Source organism: Pseudomonas sp. ML96, assembly GCF_000761545.1.
Lineage (GTDB): Bacteria > Pseudomonadota > Gammaproteobacteria > Pseudomonadales > Pseudomonadaceae > Aquipseudomonas.
Genome location: NZ_JPMY01000011.1, coordinates 145,162 through 165,116, shown reverse-complemented (window position 1 = coordinate 165,116; position 19,955 = coordinate 145,162). Strand labels below are relative to the sequence as shown.

Here is a 19,955-nt window from a genome sequence, read left to right as displayed (position 1 = left end):
CACCATCACCGAGACTGAAAACGGCTATGCCCATACCGATGTGCTGCGCTTTGGTAGTGATATTGGCGCTGAGGATCTATGGTTAAGCCGCTCCGGGAGTGATCTCAAACTCCAGGTTATTGGTGCTGGCGATAGTGTCAGCATTAAGAACTGGTACTCGGGAAGTGCCTACCAAATAGAGCAGTTCCAGATTGCAGACGGACGCGCGTTGACAGCGAGTCAAGTGCAAAACTTGGTGAATGCTATGGCTTCATTTGGTGTTCCTGCTGGGGGCGAGGGCAATCTATCTGCCGAGCAACGTCAGCAACTGGATGTGGTTATCGCTGCCAACTGGCAATAAGCGTTCTCAGTAAAAGCAGAAGGCCCGGCACTTGCCGGGCCTTCTGCTTTGCAGTCGAGAGATTAGCGAACGTATGCAATTTCGCGAGTGACCGCTTGTGGCCGATAGCTGCCTGTCGCGGGGCGTCGTTTTCTGATGATCGTGACTGCCAGAGGGCGACCCAATGCAGCCCTTCGCATCGGGTAGCTGCAGTCGACTACATTCTCCCGTCCGCTTGCCAGGTGTGGTGTCGCATCTGACGGATTCAGCCGTACTGGCTCTGTGCCTATGAAGCTTGTCCCGCGATAACAATCCAGACGTAAACTCGATGTAATTGCTGTCCGCAGGCTGATCCCGCTGGGCGGGCACCAAGCATCAAAATTCTCCAGGTAAGGATGTGTATGCAAAGGAAGGTTGGTCTCATCGACGTATTTACCCAGCCCTATGAGGTTTGGACCAGGCGTCTAAACAGTCAGCAGGAGGCCTTGGATCTTGCCCTTAATCACGGCGTGCACCCGAGCCAAGCTTTTGAGGTAAGGGACAAGCTTATCGCTGTGGTAGCCACGGCTGTTAGGGTGGAGCAGGTTGCCTGCAGGTGCTCGGGCTACTTGAGTCGCAGGCATTGAGCTGGATGGATTTCGCACTGCGAAAACTTCAACTCGAGCCGGGCGGCAAGCTGCATAAATCATAAGCGGCTGAAAAGGCACCAAGGCTGCCTACGAGCCATGTGATCAGCAGGACGTGCTTCAAGGGGTGCCACTGCTGATGCTGTGGCCTGCGAAGTGAGCGGATAAAGGCTAGCGAGGTTGCCTCAGAGCTAGGTAGGTGGTGCAGAGGCCTAAATGGGCGTAGATGCTTTGCGAACACAAGGAAGGATTCAGCGGCATGCCTTTCGCTGTAACCGCTATCGGCAGGGAAGCGATCGGCTAGCGCACGTTCATATGTCCACATTACGCGCGGGCTATCAAAGGCTTTCGTCAGTCCTATCTTTGCTAGATCCATGGCATTAGTGGCCAGCGACAGCAGTAGTTCCTGGCACGCGGCGCTAGTGGTGTCTGCCGATAACGGACTGAACGCCTTTTCGCCGGGCAAAATCCAAGTGAAGCGACTTCCGGCCCATCGCTGCCCTAGGTTGTATTGCAGAAGTAGTGCCTGGTGATCGGGGCAGATTAGTACGCCGGGGTACTGATGCTTGAGGTGCCAGTACGCTACGCCATGCAGTGATGCATCTGACTGAATGCAGTCAGGGCATGCTTTCAGCGATAGGTCCGTTCCAAATCTGCTGGTTGTGAGCCCCAGTCGAGCTCTGATGTTTCCCAGTCGCCACTCTTTCATGGCTAGAGCCAGCATTCGAGCCGAATCTGCTGTGATAAATGGCCTAAATGACGGGAATATGGTGTGATCTTCTATTATTGAGTCGATATCTCCCCAGCAGCTATGGGTCAGGGCATCGAACATGTTCAAGTTGCAGGGAAAGTCTGGTTGGGCGCCCTGGAGAACTGAGCCAAAAAGTTCAGACTGGCCACATTGAAATACAGTTTCGCGGCTGCAGAGGCTGAAAAAAGTTTCGTCCGGAAGCCAGCGAACATGTGCTGCTATGGGGGGGATTTCGCAGTGCGAAAAAGGTGTGCTCATGAGCGGGGCCCTTGTTTTACGCGGGTTTCCCGCGTGGGCTGACTTGTCCCAGTCTGGGACAAGTGCCTAATGTCGAGCTCAGTCCCAGTCTGGGACTAGCTCAGGCGGAGAGTTCCAGCCTGGAACTAGCTCAGATGGACAGTCCCCGTCTGGGTAGCGAGCTTTGCAGAAGTTGCTCTGGGGGGTAGCAGTGTAGGCGTTCCACTGCCGAATGCTTAGTTGCATGCCGTGGCGAAGTTAGCTTGGAACGCCTTGCCAGTTCTTAGATCTTCAGCAATTTAATTATTGTTGTCAGTATGTGCTTGCTGGCTGTACGATAAATGGCTGTTAGTGTTGGCCCCTAAAGTTCATCGCCCGTCGCGGGGGCTTCAGAAACCAAATTATTAGCGATGGCCAAGCCGGCCATAAGAGTTAGGGCTTATATCGGGAGTTAAGATGACGGTTAACTAATTATTCTAGGAACCGCCAGATAGAGAAAAGGCCCGCGGGGGCGAACCCGGGGCCTTTGAGGTACGTCAGAATTGCTCACCTGACAATCCCCATTCTCTATATCACGGTGCAGGGTGTCAAGCCCTGCACTGGTTCCGCTCATCCCTAAAAAAATATTCACGTAAACGGTGAGGCTTGGTTGTGCCCGCTCGTTATGGCGATTGATATATCTAGCCATATGCGGTGCATGGCTTGGGCTATGGGAGAACAATATGAGAATGTTCTTAAAGCTAATGCGGATGCTGCAGCGCCAAGGCAAGTTCAAGTGGCTTGATCAATATGCACCATGCATTGAGGCCACAACAGGAGAAGCTCCAAAGATCTCCTCCGTTAGTCGCATGAATAGCCGTAAGTTGGGTAGAACATTGCATCTGCTTTCAACTGGGGAGCGAGTGTTCGCTCAGTTGGCTTTATATCATCCGCGACTGCTGGATTTGCATGAGCAGAAGATGCTCTCCCCAACCCCTTGTATGCACCCGTTATGGGGCCACCCATTGGCGATCGGGCTAGAGTTTCCGTCAATAAAGGGCACGCTGGACGTTGCAGGGCGTATTGGGTTCAAGCACTACGAAATAATCTCAAGTGAAAGCGGCAATAAGGTGAGGCTTCCATTTCCCTATGTTGGAGATTTGCTCATATACCTAATTGATGCTGATGGCATCCCTTATGCGGTGAATTGGTCGGTGAAGTCCTCCAAGATGGATTTTGAAGAGCGGAGGCGTAAAAAGACTAAAACACCTGCTCAGCAGAAGAGGGATCGTGATCTTGAGCAAGGAAGGCACTTGTTGGAGAAAGAATACTATCAAGATGCAGGGATAAGAACTGAGCAGGTTTTTACCGGGTTGCTTGATAAGGAAGTGATTTCTAACTTGGATCTGCTTTACGGGTTTCATGATCGTAATTTGGGTATGGATGAGGCTCTTTTGAGCGACTTTACTGCGAAAGTAAAGCGTGCCCTTGAGGCGGGAAACCCTGCGGCATTGGTAGTCAAAATGTTTTCAAGACGCTGGGACAATCGAGACAAATTCATTGCGCGTTTCTATCAGGACATCTGGAGTAGGCGATTGCTGGTGGACATGTTTAGTCCAATAGCCATAGATCGCCCATTAGACCTTGCAGGAAGAGACGTAATAGATGTCTATGCCTCCCTGTTTGAAAGGGGGGCGAAATGATCATTGGGACCAGGCTTGTAGCACCTAGCGGCTTCGGTGCTATGCCAAATGACTGTATCTATTACTTTCTGAGAAATAACTGGGAAAGTAACAAAGTAATTTTGGTTTGTTTTGTCGAGAGCGCATCTTCCACTAAAACTCAGATTATTGCTCTGCCGCGTCAGGATTTTGAAGAGGCTTTGAGAGCGGAGAAATTAAAGGTGGTTGAGGGTGATCATTATCCGCCATGGTTGAAGGCGGTAAGCCCTCTTTCGACTCAGCAATTGGAGCGTAAGCGGAAGAGTGCAAAGAAAAGCTATGCTGAACGAATGGACGCTAGATATCTAGCCTTTGCTGAGCTAGTGGATAAACGCTCAGAGATACTGGCTTCAGGGGATTCTGATTCAATAATCAATGCTTACGCTAAAGCGTCGAGGCCAGAGCAGAACTCAGGAAGATTAAAGCTTTGGTTTTACTCATACTTGATATTTGGTCGTAAGGCGTTAATGCCGCGATTTCACTTGGCTGGGCGTTGGAATAGAGAGGCTAAGCCATACCTCAATAAATTTGGAAGGCCGTCTAGTAAGGGGCGCAACTTTGGGTGCAATATTACCAAAGAAATGAAGGAAAAAATTAAAAAGGCTTACGTAAAGTTTCGCTCTCAAACTGGCTCGGCGGATGAAATTTATACTAAATCTGTTTGCGATTCCTTTGAATGTGTAGCCATTGAACTGCCAAGGCGCCGTCGTGGAGTAATTCGTTATCGAATAATTCAGCCTGATAATTTGCCGTATCCATCGCCCGGCCAATTTTGGTATTGGGTTCGCAAGCTAACAGATGCGCGTGTCAGAGCTGAAGAGCTTAAGGGGAAGCGCAAGGCAAGAGCTGAATCTGGCTATGAGGGTAAGTTCTCTGATCGAGTAATGAACCTTAATCAGCGCGTTGAGTTTGATGGGTACAATATCACTGAAAAATTGGAAGGTGTGATAGAGGGCAGCGCTGTTGATGGATTCTGTGTGGTTAGAGCTGTTTGTGTTATGTCTGGAGCGATTGTAGGAATAGGCTTTGCTGAAGGCACTGAAAATCGAGAAGCCTATAGAATGGCGCTTTTCTCGATGGCGATCGATAAGGTTACTTTCTGTAGTCTTTTTGGGCTAAATATTGACCCCGATGAATGGCCTTGCATCGGTTTAACCGACAATATTTTATTTGATCGTGGGCCTGGCTCGAGCTACCAAGTGGATGATGAAATTGAGTGGCTAGGTACTCTTACCCTTCCTCCATCTCGCTCCCCGCAGTCTAAAGCAACAGTAGAGTCATCTCACCCCAGAGAAAAGCAGAATGACGATGATCTGGGGGCATTTCACAGCGATAAGAATTTTGTGGAAATGAGTAAGCGAGAGATTATCCAGGTATTGCTAGATAACGCTGGCTCTGATGCCCGTGGGCGAATGCTAGAGGAGATGTACCTTGCAGAAGTGCCTGCGACGCCGAATGGTATCTGGGGCTACATGGATGACCTTTTTAGAAATAGTGGCGTAGGGATTCCGTTTGATGATGCGGTAAGGCGCTTTCTCAGCAAGCACCCTGCCACAATTCAACGAGATGCAGTGTATCTCTACAATCGCCGATATAGGTCCCCCCAGTTTGCACAAACTGGGATATTCGACGATGTGGCTAGGACAGGTAGAGTATCTGTAGAGGTATACGTTCTAGTAATGTGCGTCAGATATATATGGATTGAGTACGAAGGCGAAATGTACCAGCTTGACGCAATAATTCCAGTTGCTGCCGCTCCTGGGTCTGCCTTCATAAGCTTGGGAGAATTGAAAGAAATAGATCAGGCCCGAAAGAAGGCTGCCCGTGAGCAGGAAGACATAAGGCTTGGAGCGCAGATGTTCTACAGGAACCGGTTAAAAGATGAGACCGGAAAAGACTGGGATGGTGGCGTTTACAAAAAAAATGGGCAGACAAAAGATAAGGCTGCAGTTCGTGATGAGGCAGATTATAAGCGTTTTCTAGGTAAGAAATAATGGCTTATGGTCTGGTGGCTAGGTTTAATGGGTTAAGTGATCCTGATCGAATTAGGCAGCGAGTTACGGTTCGCCCAGAGGCGCTGGGGGATTTAAGTGCAGTAGATCCTCATGTTGGAGCTGAATTTCTTCGCCAGAGTATTAAGAAAATATATATCCCGGGTCAGTTTTCCGTAGATTTTATTGCGCGGATGATAAATAAGGCTCAGATGTATAGTGAGAGGTTTTATGCGTCTGAGCGAGATCATGTGTCTCGGATCTATAGTCATGAGCGGGGGGAGGACTTTCCAGTCTGCTTAACGGGCTTGGCTGGAGTCGGAAAGAGCGGAACTATTCATGCTTTACGTAAAGCTCTTCCGGATAAATATATTTTGAAGATGAAGCATCTGGATGGTGTGGTTGAGGCTTGCTCTAGTTGGTATATAAGTGCTCGTGGGGTTGCAGGGGGGAAGCAGGCATTAGTCGCATTACTTGGTGGTGAGCGTATTCCTGGGGACACTGCAAAACTAATTGGCGAATGCGCAAGGCGCTCCGCAAGAGATGGAGTGTCTATTCTGTTATTAGACGAAACGCAGAGCCTAGGATCTGGCAGTGGTCCAGTTAAGGCGGCAGATATGATACTGACGCTTGCTTCAATAGGGGTGCCTGTAGTTTATGTGTCGAATTATAGTTTGATTCATAAGTTTAAGGATGGGCGCGCGGAGAATAAGCAACGTATTCTAAGCTCTCCCGAGCTTATGCTTCCGGAAAAGGCTGATAGCCAGGACTGGCGTGATTTCGTTTTTGAGTGTGTACGGGTTGGTGGTTGTTCGTTCTCCGCAGTGGTGGATGATCTTGTTTTCGTTCTACATAGATACAGTTTTGGCCTGAAGCGTCTTGCGGTTCATCTTATATGTATTGCATATCTGGAGGCGCGTGCGCTAGGTAGAAGCTCTATTGTTGTATCGGATATTGAGCGCGCATATAAATCACTTGAATTTACTTCCAGTCGAGGGGACGTTGAGGAGCTAAACCGTATAGCAGTCACGGGGAAGTCATCTAGAAAGGACCTTCTTTGCCCATTTGACCTTCCGAAAGATGTGCAAAGTAATGTTGTAACAATGGCTACGTCTCAAAGAGACGAGCGCGTGACTGAGAGGGTTCTTACGTCCTCGCTAAGCCCATCTGAGAGAGTCATCTTGGATAATCTGAGAGAAGAGCAGGATCCTATTGGCCGGCAAAAATCTGGCCGTCCACGAGGTGCAAAGTCGGTACCTGCGGCCACTGCAGAGGACTTGGGAAATAATTTCGAGGCTCTCCTCGAGGGTTTGCCTTCCGGGGCCTCTAAATCGCGTCGTAATAGATGAGCTTGCGAGAGCATAATCGCGCGATTGATCTCCTCTAGCGGTGATGGCGCATCAGTTCGCTACGGACTGCCTCTATCTTCATCATTTCTATAGTTTTTGTATGGCGACAGACTTTATTTGTTTTGAATTTCCGAAAACTGGGCTACGGACTGACCTGCGACAGACTTTGTTTTTCTTTAGAGCCTCTGCAGGCCGCGTATTCCGTAGCAATTTGCGACAGATTTAATTTCCAGTGATCACCCTCACAGGTGTCCATCACTCCCCGCAAAGCCCCGTGTTATCTGGCTTTGAGCGTGGTTGTGTGGCTGTTCGGTCGGCCTGTGACCGGTTGCCGCAACCCATGGGCAGTGCCGCGAGCGGGTGGCAGTCTGCAGGGGCTAACTGCCCATTAGGAGAAAGTCGATGTTGCGTAAATTCGTGGTCGCTTCTGCCCTCGGTCTGGCCAGCCTGCCGGTGTTCGCCGCCGAATGTGCGGTGGAAGTCCACTCCACCGACCAGATGACGTTCGAGACCAAGTCGATCGACGTCAGCAAGAGCTGCAAGAGTTTCACCGTCACCCTCAAGCACACCGGCGCCATGCCCAAGACGGCCATGGGCCACAACTGGGTGCTGAGCAAGACCGCCGACGCCCAGGCGGTAGCCACCGACGGCATCGCCGCCGGCCTGGACAACGACTACCTCAAGCCCGGCGATGAACGGGTGATCGCCCACACCAAGATCATCGGTGGCGGCGAGAGCGCGACCACCAGCTTCGAGGTGGCCAAGCTGGAAGCCGGCACGCCGTACGAGTTCTTCTGCTCCTTCCCCGGCCACATCGGCCTGATGAAGGGCGAGCTCAAGCTGGTCGACTGATCGGCATCGGCCCGGCGTTCGCCGGGCCTTCCCTCACGCCGGCCGTGGGTCGGCGTGCACCAGCACTTCTGCGCGGGGAAACTCGTTGCGGATTGCCCGCTCCACCGCCACGCACAGTGCATGCGCCTCGCGCAGCGACAGCTCGCCGGGCAACTCCAGGTGCAATTGCACGAACCAGCGGGTGCCGGAGATGCGCGTGCGCAGGTCATGCGCGCCGAGCACGCCGGGTACCGCGCAGGCCAGGGCGTGCATGCGCTCACTGACGTCGGGTGCCAGCTCCTCGTCCATCAGCACTGCCACCGCCTCACGCACGATGCTCAGCGCGCTCCACAGGATATAGGCGGCGATGCCCAGGCCGAACAGCGCATCCAGCTGCTGCCAGCCATAGGCCGCCAGCACCAGGGCGAGCAGGATGCCGGCGTTGAGCAGCAGGTCCGAGCGGTAGTGCAGCGAGTCGGCGCGGATGGCCGTGGAGCCGGTCACCCGTACCACATGACGCTGGAACAGCAGCAGGGCGACGGTCAGCGCCAGCGACAGCAGCATCACCGCGATACCCAGGGCCTGGGCGCCGAGCGGCTCAGGGTTGTGCAGGCGCTGCCAGGCCTGCACGGCCACCAGCACCGCACTGGCGCCGACGAACAGTGCCTGGGCCAGGCCAGCCAGGGCCTCGGCTTTGCCGTGGCCGTAGCGATGATCCTCGTCGGCCGGGCGCAGGGCGTAGTGCACGGCGATCAGATTGAGCAGCGAGGCGGCGCCATCGAGCAGTGAGTCGGTGAGGCCGGCGAGCAGGCTGACCGAGCCGCTCAGCCACCAGGCCACGGCCTTGGCGGCGGCCAGCAGCAGCGCGGTGGCCAGGGCTGCCGCCGTGGCCTGGCGCAGCAGGCGGGCGTGCTGTGGCGCGATGCTCATGATGGCGAGAGAGGGAAGCAAGGGCGCCGCAACCGCGTGTTGGGCGCCCCGACCATCAGGCGGCCGGACGCAGGCCGTAGGCGGCCAGTTGCTCGACGCTGCCGCTGTGCTGGATCAGGCGCGGGTCGTCCAGCGGCAGGTCACGGCCCAGCTCGCGGTAGAGGATGGCCTTGAGCTTGGCATTGTCGACGCGGCCGTCTTCGCCGATGGCCTCGCGCAGTTTCTCCGGGGCGACCGAGTACTGGTTGTTGGGCAGGTAGATGGCGCCGGTGGCGAAGTCGATGCCGAAGGCGATCAGGCCGGGGATCACGTAGAACAAGATGCCGATGGCATCCAGACCGACTACCACCGGGTCGACCTGGCCTTCGATCTGGCCGCGGCGGTCGGGGAAGAACAGCGTGCCGCAGGCCGACAGTTGGGTCAGCAGGGTCGCGGCGAGAACGCCGCCGATAACGCGGGAATGCATGCGCATGGGCACCTCCTGGAAATGGTGCGGCACTATACCAAGGCCGTCATTGCAGTTGGATGCCCGGCACCGCGCTTCGGTTCGACTAGGTGTTGCCACTTCATCCGCGGACTTTGGTGGCGGACCGTGGCGCAATGCGCGTGGCGAATGCCGCGGTGACAGCCTCTATAATCGCCGGCTGTTTCGGAGAGCCCATGAACCGCCTGCCCATCGACGACGTATTGCCCGCCCTGCGCACCGCCCTGGCCGAACGCCACGAGGCCGTGCTGGAGGCGCCGCCCGGTGCCGGCAAGACCACCCGCGTGCCGCTGGCCCTGCTCGGCGAGCCCTGGCTGGCCGGGCAGAGCATTCTCATGCTCGAACCACGCCGCCTGGCCGCACGCGCCGCGGCCGAGCGCCTGGCCAGCGAGCTGGGCGAGAAGGTCGGCGAGACGGTGGGCTATCGCATCCGCCTGGACAGCAAGGTCGGACCGCGGACCCGCATCGAGGTAGTCACCGAGGGCATCCTCGCCCGCCGCCTGCAGGACGATCCGGCGCTGGAAGGCGTCGGCCTGGTTATCTTCGACGAGTACCACGAAAGGTCTCTCGACGCCGATCTGGCCCTGGCGCTGACCCTCAACGGCCGCGAGCTGCTGCGCGACGAGCCGCTCAAGGTCCTGCTGATGTCCGCGACTCTGGATGGCGAACGCCTCTCCGCGCTGCTCGGCGATGCGCCAGTGGTCTCCAGTGAGGGGCGCATGCACCCGGTGGAGAGGCGCTGGGGGGCGCCCTGGCAGCCCGGTGAGCGCATCGAACAGCGGGTCACCCAGACCGTGCTGCAGGCGCTGGCCGACGAGAGTGGCAGCCTGCTGGTGTTTCTTCCTGGCCAGGCGGAGATTCGCCGGGTCAACGAGCAGCTGCAGGAGAGCCTGGGCAACCGCCCCGAGGTGCTGCTTTGCCCGCTGCACGGCGAGCTGGAGCTCTCCGCCCAGCGCGCGGCCATCGAGCCGGCGCCGGCCGGCAAGCGCAAGGTGGTGCTGGCCACCAATATCGCCGAGACCAGCCTGACCATCGATGGCGTGCGCGTGGTAGTGGACGCGGGTCTGGCGCGGGTGCCGCGCTTCGACCCGGCCAGCGGCATGACCCGCCTGGACACCCAGCGCATCTCCCGCGCCTCGACCACCCAGCGCGCCGGCCGTGCCGGGCGCCTGGAGCCGGGCGTGTGCTATCGGCTGTGGTCGCAGACCCAGCACGAACAACTGGCCGCCTATGGCGCGGCGGAAATCCTTCAGGCCGATCTCGCCGGCCTGGCTTTGCAGCTGGCGCGCTGGGGCGTAGAGCCTGCCGAGCTGGCCTGGCTGGACGTTCCGCCGGTCGCCGCTTTCACCCAGGGTCGCGATCTGCTGGCGCGCCTCGGTGCGCTGGACGAACGCGGCGCGCTGAACAACCACGGCCAGGCCATGGCCGAACTGCCGGCCCATCCGCGCATCGCCCACCTGCTGCTGCGCGGCCAGGCCCTGGGCCTCGGCGCGCTGGCGGCGGACCTGGCGGCGCTGCTCGGCGAGCGCGATATCCTGCGTGGCGGTGGTGCCGACCTGCACAGTCGCATGAGTCTGCTGGCTGGCGAGTCGCGTGTATCGGGTGGCTCCCGTGGCGGCGTGCAGCGCGCCCGCCAGCTGGCCCGGCAGTTCCGCTCCTATCTGCGTGGCAAGGCCGATGAGGCGGTGGCCGACCCCGAGCATCCACGCTGGCTCGGCGCGCTACTGGCCTTCGCCTACCCGGATCGCGTCGCCCGCCAGCGCAAGGCAGGGGGCGGCGACTATCGTCTGGCCAATGGCCGCGCCGCGCTGTTCGGCGAGCCGGATGCGCTGATGAAGCACGAGTGGCTGGTGATCGCCGATCTCGGCAGCCGCCAGGGCCAGCGCGAGGAGCGTATCTACCTGGCGGCCGACCTCGATCCGGCGCTGTTCGACTCGGTGCTGGCCGAACAGGTGAGCGTGCGCGAGGAGCTGGAGTGGGACGAACGCGAGGGTGTGCTGCGGGCCGAGCGCCAGCGCCGGGTCGGCGAGCTGGTGCTCAGCCGCGAGGCGCTGACCGGACTGGACGAGGCCGCCCGTGGCTGCGCGCTGCTCGGTCTGGTACGGCGCAAGGGCCTGGAGCTGCTGTCCTGGACGCCCGAGTTGCGTCAGTGGCAGGCGCGGGTGGCGCTGCTGCGCGACCTCGATTTGCAGCAGAAGGGCGACAGCGAATGGCCGGACCTGAGTGACGCCGCGCTGCTGGCGACGCTGGAGGACTGGCTGCTGCCGTATCTGGGCAAGGTCAGCCGCCTCAGCCACTTCGCCAATCTCGACCTGCCGAGCATCCTCCTGGGCCTGCTGCCCTGGCCGCTGCCGCAGCGCCTCGACGAACTCGCCCCCAAGGCGCTGCAGGTGCCGTCGGGCTCGCGCATCTGCATCGATTATTCCGAGTCGCCGCCGGTGCTGGCGGTGCGTCTGCAGGAGCTGTTCGGTCTGGCGGCCACGCCGCGCATCGCCGGCGGCCGGCAGATCGTCCTGCTGCACCTGCTGTCGCCGGCGCGCCGCCCGGTGCAGGTGACCCAGGACCTGGCCAGCTTCTGGGCCAATACCTATGTCGAGGTGAAGAAGGATCTCAAGGGCCGCTATCCCAAGCATTACTGGCCTGATGATCCGCTGGTGGCCGAGCCGACGGCGCGGGCCAAACCGCGCGGCACCTAGTCCAGGCGCAGGTCGGCGCCGCTGGCCTGTAGTTGCTGGTAGGCCTGGTCCAGGTCGTCGAGCAGGCGCTGGCTGCCCGTGGCATGACGCGAGGCGACCAGACGCAGCTGCAGGCGCTGCAGCACGGTGTAGGGCAGTGGTGACAGGCCCAGCTCGCGGCGCACCTGCTCCACCGGGGCTTGGTAGTCGAGCAGGTAGTCGCCGCGCTTGCGCAGCAGCATGGCCAGGGCCGAGGCGTGGGTGCTGGTGCGATGGGTGCTGATGTTCATCGCCGGGTCGGCCAGCAGATCGTTGATCGACTTCCAGTAGCTGTAGCCGCTGATCACGATCACCCCGCGCTCGCGCAGGCTGTCGGGGATGCTGGGCGCCGGGGTGTCCTGCAGGTGGTAGAGGGCCAAGGCGAACTCGCCGATGCTCTGCCGTGCCTCGAAGGTGTGCCCGGCCAGTTCCTCCTTGCCGCCGGCGCCGGGCCACAGCTGCACGCTGCCGTCGCGCAGAGCGGCGTACAGGCGCGCATTGGGCAGTGAGCGGTATTCGCCACGGTAGCCGGCGTGGCGCAGCAGGCGTTCGGTCAGGGTGAGGATGGAGCCGCGCGGCTTGCCGTCTTCGTCGGTCCAGGAGTAGGGCGGGAATTCGTAATAGCCGACGCTGACGGTCGGCTCTGCGGCCTGGGCGCCGGCACAGCACAGCCATGCCAGCAGGGCAGGAAGGAGGGTTCTGCGCATTGTTTACCGCGCGGCTAGAGCCGTCTTGTTGTTCGTTCTGGGCCTGAGCATGGCGGCAGCCACGGCCTTTGTCCAGCGGTCGAAAATGGCCTGCGAAGGGGGCGTTCAGGGCGTCGCTCACGGGGCTTAGCGAAGCGGCTGCGCCCTGGGTTACCATGCCTGGCAGAATCGGGAGAGCCCATGAATCGCCAGCCCTTCGCCTTGCAGTCCGCGCGCGTTACGCCGCCCCGGCCGGTCCGCTGAGACCATGCTGCGCGCGCTCGTTCTCCTGTTGTTCAGCGGTTGCGCCTGGGCCCAGCAGGTCGGCGAGCCGCTGCGCGTGGTCACCGATTACTGGCCGCCGTTCCGCATGCAGGGCGCGGGCGGCAAGCTGGAAGGCCTGGACATCGACCTGCTGGACGAACTGCAGCGCCGCACCGGTCTGCGCTTCGAGGTGCGCCTGCTGCCCTGGGCGCGGGCCCTGGAAGAGATGCGCCAGGGCCAGGCGGACCTGATGACCGGCCTGGCCCGCACCGCCGAGCGCGAGCAATACATCGACTACCTGGAACCCGCCTACCACGCCTGCGCGCCGCGCCTGTACGGCCCGCCGCAACGCGCGGCGGCTATCGACCAGTATGCGCAGCTCAATGGCCTGCGCATCGGCTACGTGTTGCGCTCGGCCTATTTCGAACCCTTCGATTCGGACCCCGGCCTGATCAAGGTCGGCGTGAAGAATGAAGAGCAGCTGCTGCAGATGCAGCTACGCGGGCGCGTGGAGCTGATGATCGGCACCGACTGCCAGGTGGACTTCCAACTGCTCGACCCCAGCCTGGCGCGCCAGCTGACCAAGCTGGCCTACCAGCCGCCGGTGCAGACCCGCCTGTATATCGGTCTGTCGCGGGCCAGTGGCCGCGAAGCGGAGCGCCAGATACTGGCGCAAGCCCTACAGCGGATGCTGCAGGACGGCAGGATGGCGGCGGTCGCGCGGCGTTATCGCTGACCGGTGCGCTCAGTGCTCGTGCGGTTCGACATACAGCTCGTAGACCAACTCCATGTCCCAGTAGGCCGCTTCGATCTTGTGCCCGTCGAGGTCGCGGACGAAGCAGCCGTAGTAGGGTTCGCCATAGTGCGGGCGCGGGCCGGGCGGACCATCGGGGCTGGCGCCGGCCGCCAGCGCGGCCTCGTAGAAGGCGTGGACCGACTGCTTGTCCGGGGCGACGAAACCGAAGTGGGTGCCATTACCGACATTGGCCGGCTGGCCATCGATCGGCGTCTGCACCCAGAACTCCGGATACTCGCGGCCCCAGGCCACGGCGCCGGGGTGTTCGAGGATGCGTTTGCAGCCAAGGGCGGCCAGGGCCTGGTCGTAGAAGGCCACGGCCTTGTCGAACTGGTTGGTGCCGATGGACACGTGGGACAGGATGCTGGGGTTCTGCTCAGGCATGTTCATTCTTCCCTGGATAGGTGGACGTCCCAAGCCTAGCAGCCGCGAGCGGGTTTTCCTGGCGAGGCGGTCAGCTGCTGTGGCTGTCCTCGGTCGGCTGCTGGCTGCACAGCATGAAGCAGCGGAACAGCACCACGCTGGAGAACAGCTGGAGGAAGCCGTTGACGATATCCAGCAGCAGGCTGCCGACCATGTCCGTCTGCTCGCCGAGCAGCTGCAGGGTCCAGTCGTCGAGCAGCCACAGCGGCACTATCACCAGCAGCACGCAGGCCAGTAGTGACCAGAAGTGGCCGACGCTGAGCAGGAAACTCTCGCGCATGGCCTGCAGCGGCGAAGCGCCGCGCAGCACCAGGAAGTATTCGGCGAAGGCCAGCTTGACCATCACCCACAGCGCCAGCGGCAGGAACAGCGCGCCGCTGAGCATGATCAGCAGGGTGGTCAGTCCGGCCAACACGGCAAACGGCGGCCACATCTGCACGGCGGCTGCCAGCAGGTTGCGCGCGCTGGGGCGCTGGCCCTGGCTGCGGGCGTCGAGATAGAGAATCAGCGCGGCGCTGTACAGCGGATAGAAGAACAGCCCGACCAGCAGTTCATAGGCCGGTACATGCCCCGCATCGGCCAGCCCCGAGACCAGCGCGCGCACCAGGCATTCGACGGCGATCAGCGGCAGGCACAGTGGCGCGATGCTGACCAGGTGGCGGCTGAAGAAGTGGAAGGAGTCACGCAGAACGGTCAACGGATTCATCGGCAGGCATCGCGGCAGTACTTCATGAAGTCACTTTAGCCGATGGCCGGGGGCAACGAACATGCTGGCCAATAGCGCATAATGCCGCTCCTTTCGTCCGGCCCAGTCTCGTGAAAAGAATCGCCCTGTTCGCCGATGTGCAGAACCTCTATTACACCGTGCGCCAGGCCCATGGCTGCCATTTTCACTACGCCGAGCTGTGGCGCCAGGTGGCGGCGCTGGGCGAGATCGTCGAGGCGCGTGCCTATGCCATCGACCGTGGTGACGCCAAGCAGCGCCAGTTCCAGCAAATCCTGCGCAACCTCGGTTTCGAGGTGATGCTCAAACCCTATATCCAGCGCAGCGACGGCTCGGCCAAGGGCGACTGGGATGTGGGTATCACCCTGGATGTGGTGGAGGCCGCCGAGCGCGTGGACGAGGTGGTGCTGGCCTCCGGTGACGGTGACTTCGACCTGCTGCTCGAACGTGTGCGCGCGCGCAGCGGGGTGAGCTGCACCGTGTATGGCGTCGACGGGCTCACCGCCCATTCGCTGATTCGCGCCGCCGACCGCTTCGTGCCGGTCGACGGCGCCCTGTTGTTGAAGAACTGAGGCAGACCGATGGCTGAACGTATCGCCGTGATCGACTTCGAGACTACCGGCATGTCGCCGGCCCAGGGCGCGCGCCCGACCGAGGTCGGCGTGGCCATGATCGAGGACGGGCGCATCGTCGAACGCTACCAGAGCCTGATGAACGCCGGCGCCTGGGTGTCGCCCTTCATCGAGCAACTGACCGGCATCAGCAACGCCATGGTGCGCAGTGCTCCGCCGGTGGCGCAGGTGATGGCGGAGGCGGCCGAGTTCATCGGCGATGCGCCGCTGCTGGCGCACAACGCGGCGTTCGACGCGAAGTTCTGGGATGCCGAACTGGGCCTGCTCGGCCGTCGTCGTGGTCGCGATTTCGCCTGCTCGCTGCTGCTCTCGCGGCGCCTGCTGCCGGAGGCGCCGAGCCATAGCCTGGGCAATCTCAATCGCTGGGTCGGACTGCCCAGCACCGGCCAGGCCCACCGCGCACTGGCCGACGCCGAGATGGCGGCCAACCTGACCCTGCACCTGCAGGCGCTGCTGTGGGAGCGCCACGATATCCGCGCCGACCACGACTACCTGTGCGGCCTGCAGAAGCTATCGGCGGCCAAGGTGCGCGCGCTGCTGCGCGCAAGCGTTTAAACGGAGCTGAAACGAAACGCCCCGGCAGGGCCGGGGCGTTTGTGCAGCAGATGCGTATCAGTGGTGCTCGCGGGTGGCGCGGAATTTCACATCCGGCCAGCGCTCTTCCATCAGGCTCAGGTTCACGCGAGTCGGCGCCAGGTAGGTGAGGTGGCCGCCGCCATCCACCGCCAGGTTCTCGTAGGCCTTGTCCTTGAACTCCTTGAGCTTCTTCTCGTCGCTGCACTCGATCCAGCGCGCCGACCAGACGTTGATCGCCTCGTAGGCGCACTCGACCTTGTATTCCTCCTTCAGGCGGCTGGCGACCACATCGAACTGCAGCACACCGACGGCGCCGAGGATGATGTCGTTGTTGCGCTCGGGGAAGAACACCTGGGTCGCACCTTCCTCGGCCAGTTCCTGCAGGCCCTGGCGCAGCTGCTTGGATTTCAGCGGGTCCTTCAGGCGTACGCGACGGAACAGTTCCGGGGCGAAGTGGGGAATACCGGTGAAGCCCAGCACTTCGCCTTCGCTGAAGGTGTCACCGATCTGGATGGTGCCGTGGTTGTGCAGGCCGATGATGTCGCCGGCGTAGGCCTCTTCCAGCTGCTCGCGCTCGCTGGAGAAGAAGGTCAGGGCATCGGCGATTTTCAGGTCCTTCTTGATGCGCACGTGGCGCATCTTCATGCCCTTCTCGTACTTGCCGGAGCAGATACGCATGAAGGCGATGCGGTCGCGGTGTTTCGGGTCCATGTTCGCCTGGATCTTGAACACGAAGCCGCTGAATTTCTCTTCTACCGGCTCCACCACACGTTCGTGGGCGGCGCGCGACAGCGGCTGCGGGGCCCAGTCGACGATGCAGTCGAGCACCTGGTCGACGCCGAAGTTACCCAGCGCGGTACCGAAGAATACCGGGGTCATCTCGCCCTTGAGGAAGGCTTGCTGGTCGAACTCGTGGCAGGCGCCCTGGACCAGCTCCAGTTCTTCGAGGAAGCGCTCGTACATGTCGCCCAGATGGGCGCGGGCTTCGTCGGAGTCGAGCTTCTCGATCACTTTCTGCTCGGTGCGCTCGTGGCCGTGGCCCGGCACGTAGACGATGATCTTGTCTTCGTGCAGGTGGTAGACGCCCTTGAAGTCGCGGTAGCAGCCGATCGGCCAGGTGATCGGCGCGGCCTTGATCTTCAGCACCGCCTCGATCTCGTCGAGCAGCTCGATGGGGTCGCGGATGTCGCGGTCGAGTTTGTTGATGAAGCTGACGATCGGCGTATCGCGCAGGCGGCAGACTTCCATCAGGGCGATGGTGCGTGGCTCAACGCCCTTACCGCCGTCGAGCACCATCAGCGCGCTGTCCACTGCGGTCAGGGTGCGGTAGGTGTCTTCCGAGAAGTCTTCGTGGCCGGGGGTGTCGAGCAGGTTGACCATGTGCGCCCGGTAGGGGAACTGCATCACCGAAGTGGTGATGGAGATACCGCGCTGCTTCTCCATCTCCATCCAGTCGGAGGTGGCGTGACGGTCGGATTTACGCGACTTCACGGTCCCCGCAACCTCGATTGCCTTGCCCATCAGCAGCAGCTTCTCGGTGATGGTGGTCTTACCGGCGTCGGGGTGGGAGATGATCGCAAACGTACGGCGTTTGGCGACTTCGGCGGCCTGGATGGTCATGTGTGGGTGCCTGGCTGGAATCGTTGGCGGGCGCCGAACATGGCCGGGCGCCCCGAAAAGCGCGGGATTATAACGATATTCGCGGGTCTTGGCCGAGCCGGGCGCCGGGCGTTCCGTCGGTAGTAAAGCAAAAGGTAGCTGCTCTTCCCAGGCGGGGGCTTTCTGCATGAGAATCGTTCTCTTTAGATCCGAGTCGGAACTGCCACGCTATGACCCACCACCTGGCCCGCATCCTCATCATCGAGGACGACACCACTCTGTGCGCCCAGCTCGGCGAGCTGCTGCGCGGCCAGGGCTATGCCACCCGTTGCAGCCACCTGGGCGAGGACGGTCTGGCCATGGCGCTGGAGGAGCAGCCCGACCTGGTGCTGCTCGATGTGCTGCTGCCGGATATCAGCGGCCTGGTGGTGCTGCGTCGCCTGCGCGAACAGCAGCAGACGCCGGTGATCATGCTCACTGCCTGTGGCGCCGAGGAGGAACGTATTCGCGGCCTGCGCCACGGCGCCGACGACTACCTGCCCAAGCCGTTCAACATCACCGAGCTGCAACTGCGCATCGACGCGGTGCTGCGCCGCACCCGCCCAGCAGAGGCCGCCAGGGGCGGGCAGCCGAATAGCCTGCAGGTCGATGAGCTGCACCTGGATCGCCACGCCCAGCAGGCGCGGGTCGGCGAATGCCAGCTGACCCTGACGCCGATCCAGTTCCGCCTGCTCTGGCAGCTGGTCAGCCAGCGCGGCGAGGCGCTGAGCAAGCCGTACCTGTATCGCGTGGTGCTGGAGCGCGAATACAGCAGTTACGACCGCGGCCTGGACATGCACGTCAGCCGCATCCGCCGGCGCCTGGTCGAGGCCGGCCTCGGCGCCGACCGCCTGCAGACCCTGCACGGCCGCGGGTACGCCTTCGCATGAAACGGCAACTGTTCTGGAAGCTGTGCATCGTCATCGCCGTCGGCAGCGTGCTGCTGTTCTGGCTGATCGCCCGGTTGGCCTGGCAGACCGAGGAGCGCATGAGCTTCATCGATGCCGAGCACCAGCAGACCCTGCGCCACTACGGCGCCCAGGCCGAGGCGCTGTACCGGGCTGGCGATCATGAGGCGCTGGCGCGCTGGCTGGCCACCCTGCAGGAACAAGAGCAGACCTGGGCCGCGGTGGTCGAGTCCGAGGTGCACCCGCTGGCTGGCAGCGTGCTCAACGAGCGCTTCACCGAAGGCTTCAGCCTGGGCCGCGACGTGTCCTGGAAGATCCACCTGTACTTCCCGGAGAACCCGATCATGGATCTGCCGTTCGCCGACGGCAAAACCCACTTCCTGATCATCCTGCCGCAGCGCATGCGTCCCGGCCTGTACTGGCACCAGGTCTGGCTGCTGCTGCAGTTCGTCGTGCCGCTGGCCATGCTGGTGGGCGTGTGCTGGCTGCTCTATCGCCACCTGATGCAGCCACTCGGGCGCCTGGAGCAGGCTACCCGGCAGTTCGCCGAGGGCGGCTACGGCGTGCGCGTGCGCTCGCTGCTCGGCTCGCGCAACGACGAACTGGCCAGCCTGGCGGCGACCTTCGACGCCATGGCCGAGCGCACCGGGCAACTGATCATCGACCAGCGCCAGCGCCTGGCCGATATGTCCCACGAGCTGCGCACGCCGCTGACGCGCATCGAGATGGCGGTCAGCCTGGCCGAGCAGGACCCGGGCAACGACCGCCTGCTCGAGCGCATCCGTGGCGAATGCGGCGAGATGCGCCGCCTGGTCGAGGACGCCCTGACCCTGGGCTGGCTGGAGAACGAGCGCCCCGAGCTGCGTGACGAGACCCTCGACCTCACCGAACTGGTCGACAGCATCCTCGACGATGCGCGCTTCGAATTCCCCGACCGCCGCCTGGTCGCCGAGCTGCCCGGCGAGGCACCGCTGACCGGCACCAGCCAGCGGGCCTTGGGCCAGGCCATCGAGAACGTGGTGCGCAACGCCCTGGATCACACCCCACCGGGCGGCGAGGTGCGGGTGGCGCTGGAGCCGGGCGAACGGGGCTTCCGCCTGACCGTCACCGACCAGGGGCCGGGCGTGCCGGAGCAGTGGCTGGAGCGCATCTTCCGCCCGTTCTTCCGCGTCTCCGGCGAGCGCGCCGGCTTCGGCCTCGGCCTGGCCCTGGCCGAACGCCAGGTGCAGGCCACCGGCGGGCGCATCCTGGCGCGTAACCTGGCGGGTGGCGGCCTGCAGCTGGAGCTGCAGTTACCGGGCGCGTAACAGTTGTAAAAGTGATTCACTCCCGCTCGGCTTGAGGCGAACATTTCTCAGTTGAGAAATATTCACATC

18 protein-coding genes are annotated in these 19,955 nt (G+C 61.1%); 11 read left to right on the top strand and 7 right to left on the bottom strand.

Translation table 11 applies throughout. The features are described 5' to 3' along the window. The coding region (locus IP89_RS23000) for a calcium-binding protein (protein WP_305809615.1) at window positions 1-340 on the top strand (340 nt) is incomplete at its 5' end. A gap of 633 nt (window positions 341-973) precedes the next feature. Here the strand turns inward: IP89_RS23000 and IP89_RS23890 are convergent. Beyond that, window positions 974-1,954 carry a TniQ family protein gene (locus IP89_RS23890; RefSeq protein WP_081963209.1) on the bottom strand — a complete coding sequence of 327 codons (981 nt, stop codon included), beginning with the start codon at window positions 1,952-1,954 and terminating at the stop codon, window positions 974-976. Window positions 1,955-2,655: 701 nt separating this feature from the next. Between IP89_RS23890 and IP89_RS09515 the strand changes: the two genes are divergently transcribed. From IP89_RS09515 to azu, 4 genes are all read left to right on the top strand, one after another. After that, complete coding sequence (locus tag IP89_RS09515; protein WP_043309205.1) at window positions 2,656-3,615, top strand: hypothetical protein; 960 nt, start codon at window positions 2,656-2,658, stop codon at window positions 3,613-3,615. Then, window positions 3,612-5,627 carry a transposase gene (locus tag IP89_RS23705; RefSeq protein WP_256203125.1) on the top strand — a complete coding sequence of 672 codons (2,016 nt, stop codon included), beginning with the start codon at window positions 3,612-3,614 and terminating at the stop codon, window positions 5,625-5,627. Before IP89_RS09515 ends, IP89_RS23705 begins: the two co-directional genes overlap by 4 nt. After that, window positions 5,627-6,973: a transposase gene (locus IP89_RS23315; RefSeq protein ID WP_156115014.1), complete on the top strand. Its 1,347-nt coding sequence runs from the start codon at window positions 5,627-5,629 to the stop codon at window positions 6,971-6,973. Before IP89_RS23705 ends, IP89_RS23315 begins: the two co-directional genes overlap by 1 nt. A gap of 402 nt (window positions 6,974-7,375) precedes the next feature. After that, window positions 7,376-7,825: an azurin gene (azu, locus tag IP89_RS09510; RefSeq protein WP_043309204.1), complete on the top strand. Its 450-nt coding sequence runs from the start codon at window positions 7,376-7,378 to the stop codon at window positions 7,823-7,825. Window positions 7,826-7,858: 33 nt separating this feature from the next. Here the strand turns inward: azu and IP89_RS09505 are convergent, their stop codons facing one another. Together IP89_RS09505 and IP89_RS09500 are read right to left on the bottom strand one after the other, a co-directional pair. Continuing rightward, complete coding sequence (locus IP89_RS09505; RefSeq protein WP_043309203.1) at window positions 7,859-8,734, bottom strand: cation diffusion facilitator family transporter; 876 nt, start codon at window positions 8,732-8,734, stop codon at window positions 7,859-7,861. A 55-nt stretch (window positions 8,735-8,789) separates the two neighbouring features. Then, a complete protein-coding gene (locus IP89_RS09500) occupies window positions 8,790-9,206 on the bottom strand; it encodes a hypothetical protein (RefSeq protein ID WP_043309202.1) in 417 nt (138 codons plus the stop codon). Window positions 9,207-9,394: 188 nt separating this feature from the next. Between IP89_RS09500 and hrpB the strand changes: the two genes are divergently transcribed. After that, window positions 9,395-11,914, top strand: coding sequence for an ATP-dependent helicase HrpB (hrpB, locus tag IP89_RS09495; RefSeq protein WP_043309201.1), 2,520 nt, complete (start codon window positions 9,395-9,397; stop codon window positions 11,912-11,914). Here the strand turns inward: hrpB and IP89_RS09490 are convergent. After that, entirely contained in the window at window positions 11,911-12,639 is a 729-nt protein-coding gene (locus tag IP89_RS09490; protein WP_043309199.1) for a transporter substrate-binding domain-containing protein, read from the bottom strand. The two genes, hrpB and IP89_RS09490, sit on opposite strands and share 4 nt — an antisense overlap. Before the next feature lie 247 nt (window positions 12,640-12,886). Here IP89_RS09490 and IP89_RS09485 point away from each other — a divergent pair, with 247 nt between their 5' ends. Beyond that, window positions 12,887-13,618, top strand: a complete 732-nt coding sequence (locus IP89_RS09485) for an ABC transporter substrate-binding protein (RefSeq protein ID WP_043309198.1) — start codon at window positions 12,887-12,889, stop codon at window positions 13,616-13,618. Between the two features lie 9 nt (window positions 13,619-13,627). Here IP89_RS09485 and IP89_RS09480 read toward each other — a convergent pair whose 3' ends face one another. Both IP89_RS09480 and IP89_RS09475 read right to left on the bottom strand, forming a co-directional pair. Beyond that, on the bottom strand, window positions 13,628-14,062 hold the full coding sequence (locus tag IP89_RS09480) for a VOC family protein (RefSeq protein ID WP_043309197.1): 435 nt from the start codon (window positions 14,060-14,062) through the stop codon (window positions 13,628-13,630). A gap of 70 nt (window positions 14,063-14,132) precedes the next feature. Further along, window positions 14,133-14,807, bottom strand: coding sequence for a membrane protein (locus IP89_RS09475; protein ID WP_043309196.1), 675 nt, complete (start codon window positions 14,805-14,807; stop codon window positions 14,133-14,135). A gap of 110 nt (window positions 14,808-14,917) precedes the next feature. On the opposite strand from IP89_RS09475, the gene IP89_RS09470 reads away from it, so the two are divergent. After that, window positions 14,918-15,397 (top strand): NYN domain-containing protein, encoded by a 480-nt coding sequence (locus IP89_RS09470; protein ID WP_043309195.1) that lies wholly within the window; start codon window positions 14,918-14,920, stop codon window positions 15,395-15,397. Between the two features lie 9 nt (window positions 15,398-15,406). Further along, a complete protein-coding gene (locus IP89_RS09465) occupies window positions 15,407-16,012 on the top strand; it encodes a PolC-type DNA polymerase III (RefSeq protein WP_043309194.1) in 606 nt (201 codons plus the stop codon). Between the two features lie 57 nt (window positions 16,013-16,069). Here the strand turns inward: IP89_RS09465 and IP89_RS09460 are convergent, their stop codons facing one another. Beyond that, window positions 16,070-17,653 (bottom strand): peptide chain release factor 3, encoded by a 1,584-nt coding sequence (locus IP89_RS09460; RefSeq protein ID WP_043309193.1) that lies wholly within the window; start codon window positions 17,651-17,653, stop codon window positions 16,070-16,072. Between the two features lie 209 nt (window positions 17,654-17,862). Between IP89_RS09460 and IP89_RS09455 the strand changes: the two genes are divergently transcribed. Next, window positions 17,863-18,561 carry a response regulator transcription factor gene (locus IP89_RS09455; RefSeq protein ID WP_043309192.1) on the top strand — a complete coding sequence of 233 codons (699 nt, stop codon included), beginning with the start codon at window positions 17,863-17,865 and terminating at the stop codon, window positions 18,559-18,561. After that, window positions 18,558-19,886 carry a sensor histidine kinase gene (locus IP89_RS09450; protein WP_043309191.1) on the top strand — a complete coding sequence of 443 codons (1,329 nt, stop codon included), beginning with the start codon at window positions 18,558-18,560 and terminating at the stop codon, window positions 19,884-19,886. Before IP89_RS09455 ends, IP89_RS09450 begins: the two co-directional genes overlap by 4 nt. Window positions 19,887-19,955 lie beyond the last annotated feature (69 nt).

Excerpts from the sequence above, each read along its gene's own strand:
- IP89_RS09455 (WP_043309192.1), top strand. The coding sequence starts at position 17,863 with ATGACCCACCACCTGGCCCGCATCCTCATCATCGAGGACGACACCACT.
- IP89_RS09500 (WP_043309202.1), bottom strand. The coding sequence starts at position 9,206 with ATGCGCATGCATTCCCGCGTTATCGGCGGCGTTCTCGCCGCGACCCTG.
- azu (WP_043309204.1), top strand. The coding sequence starts at position 7,376 with ATGTTGCGTAAATTCGTGGTCGCTTCTGCCCTCGGTCTGGCCAGCCTG.
- IP89_RS23890 (WP_081963209.1), bottom strand. The coding sequence starts at position 1,954 with ATGAGCACACCTTTTTCGCACTGCGAAATCCCCCCCATAGCAGCACAT.
- IP89_RS09465 (WP_043309194.1), top strand. The coding sequence starts at position 15,407 with ATGGCTGAACGTATCGCCGTGATCGACTTCGAGACTACCGGCATGTCG.
- IP89_RS09485 (WP_043309198.1), top strand. The coding sequence starts at position 12,887 with ATGCTGCGCGCGCTCGTTCTCCTGTTGTTCAGCGGTTGCGCCTGGGCC.
- IP89_RS09515 (WP_043309205.1), top strand. The coding sequence starts at position 2,656 with ATGAGAATGTTCTTAAAGCTAATGCGGATGCTGCAGCGCCAAGGCAAG.
- IP89_RS23705 (WP_256203125.1), top strand. The coding sequence starts at position 3,612 with ATGATCATTGGGACCAGGCTTGTAGCACCTAGCGGCTTCGGTGCTATG.
- IP89_RS09505 (WP_043309203.1), bottom strand. The coding sequence starts at position 8,734 with ATGAGCATCGCGCCACAGCACGCCCGCCTGCTGCGCCAGGCCACGGCG.
- IP89_RS09475 (WP_043309196.1), bottom strand. The coding sequence starts at position 14,807 with ATGAATCCGTTGACCGTTCTGCGTGACTCCTTCCACTTCTTCAGCCGC.
- IP89_RS23315 (WP_156115014.1), top strand. The coding sequence starts at position 5,627 with ATGGCTTATGGTCTGGTGGCTAGGTTTAATGGGTTAAGTGATCCTGAT.
- IP89_RS09450 (WP_043309191.1), top strand. The coding sequence starts at position 18,558 with ATGAAACGGCAACTGTTCTGGAAGCTGTGCATCGTCATCGCCGTCGGC.
- IP89_RS09460 (WP_043309193.1), bottom strand. The coding sequence starts at position 17,653 with ATGACCATCCAGGCCGCCGAAGTCGCCAAACGCCGTACGTTTGCGATC.
- IP89_RS09480 (WP_043309197.1), bottom strand. The coding sequence starts at position 14,062 with ATGCCTGAGCAGAACCCCAGCATCCTGTCCCACGTGTCCATCGGCACC.
- IP89_RS09490 (WP_043309199.1), bottom strand. The coding sequence starts at position 12,639 with ATGCGCAGAACCCTCCTTCCTGCCCTGCTGGCATGGCTGTGCTGTGCC.
- hrpB (WP_043309201.1), top strand. The coding sequence starts at position 9,395 with ATGAACCGCCTGCCCATCGACGACGTATTGCCCGCCCTGCGCACCGCC.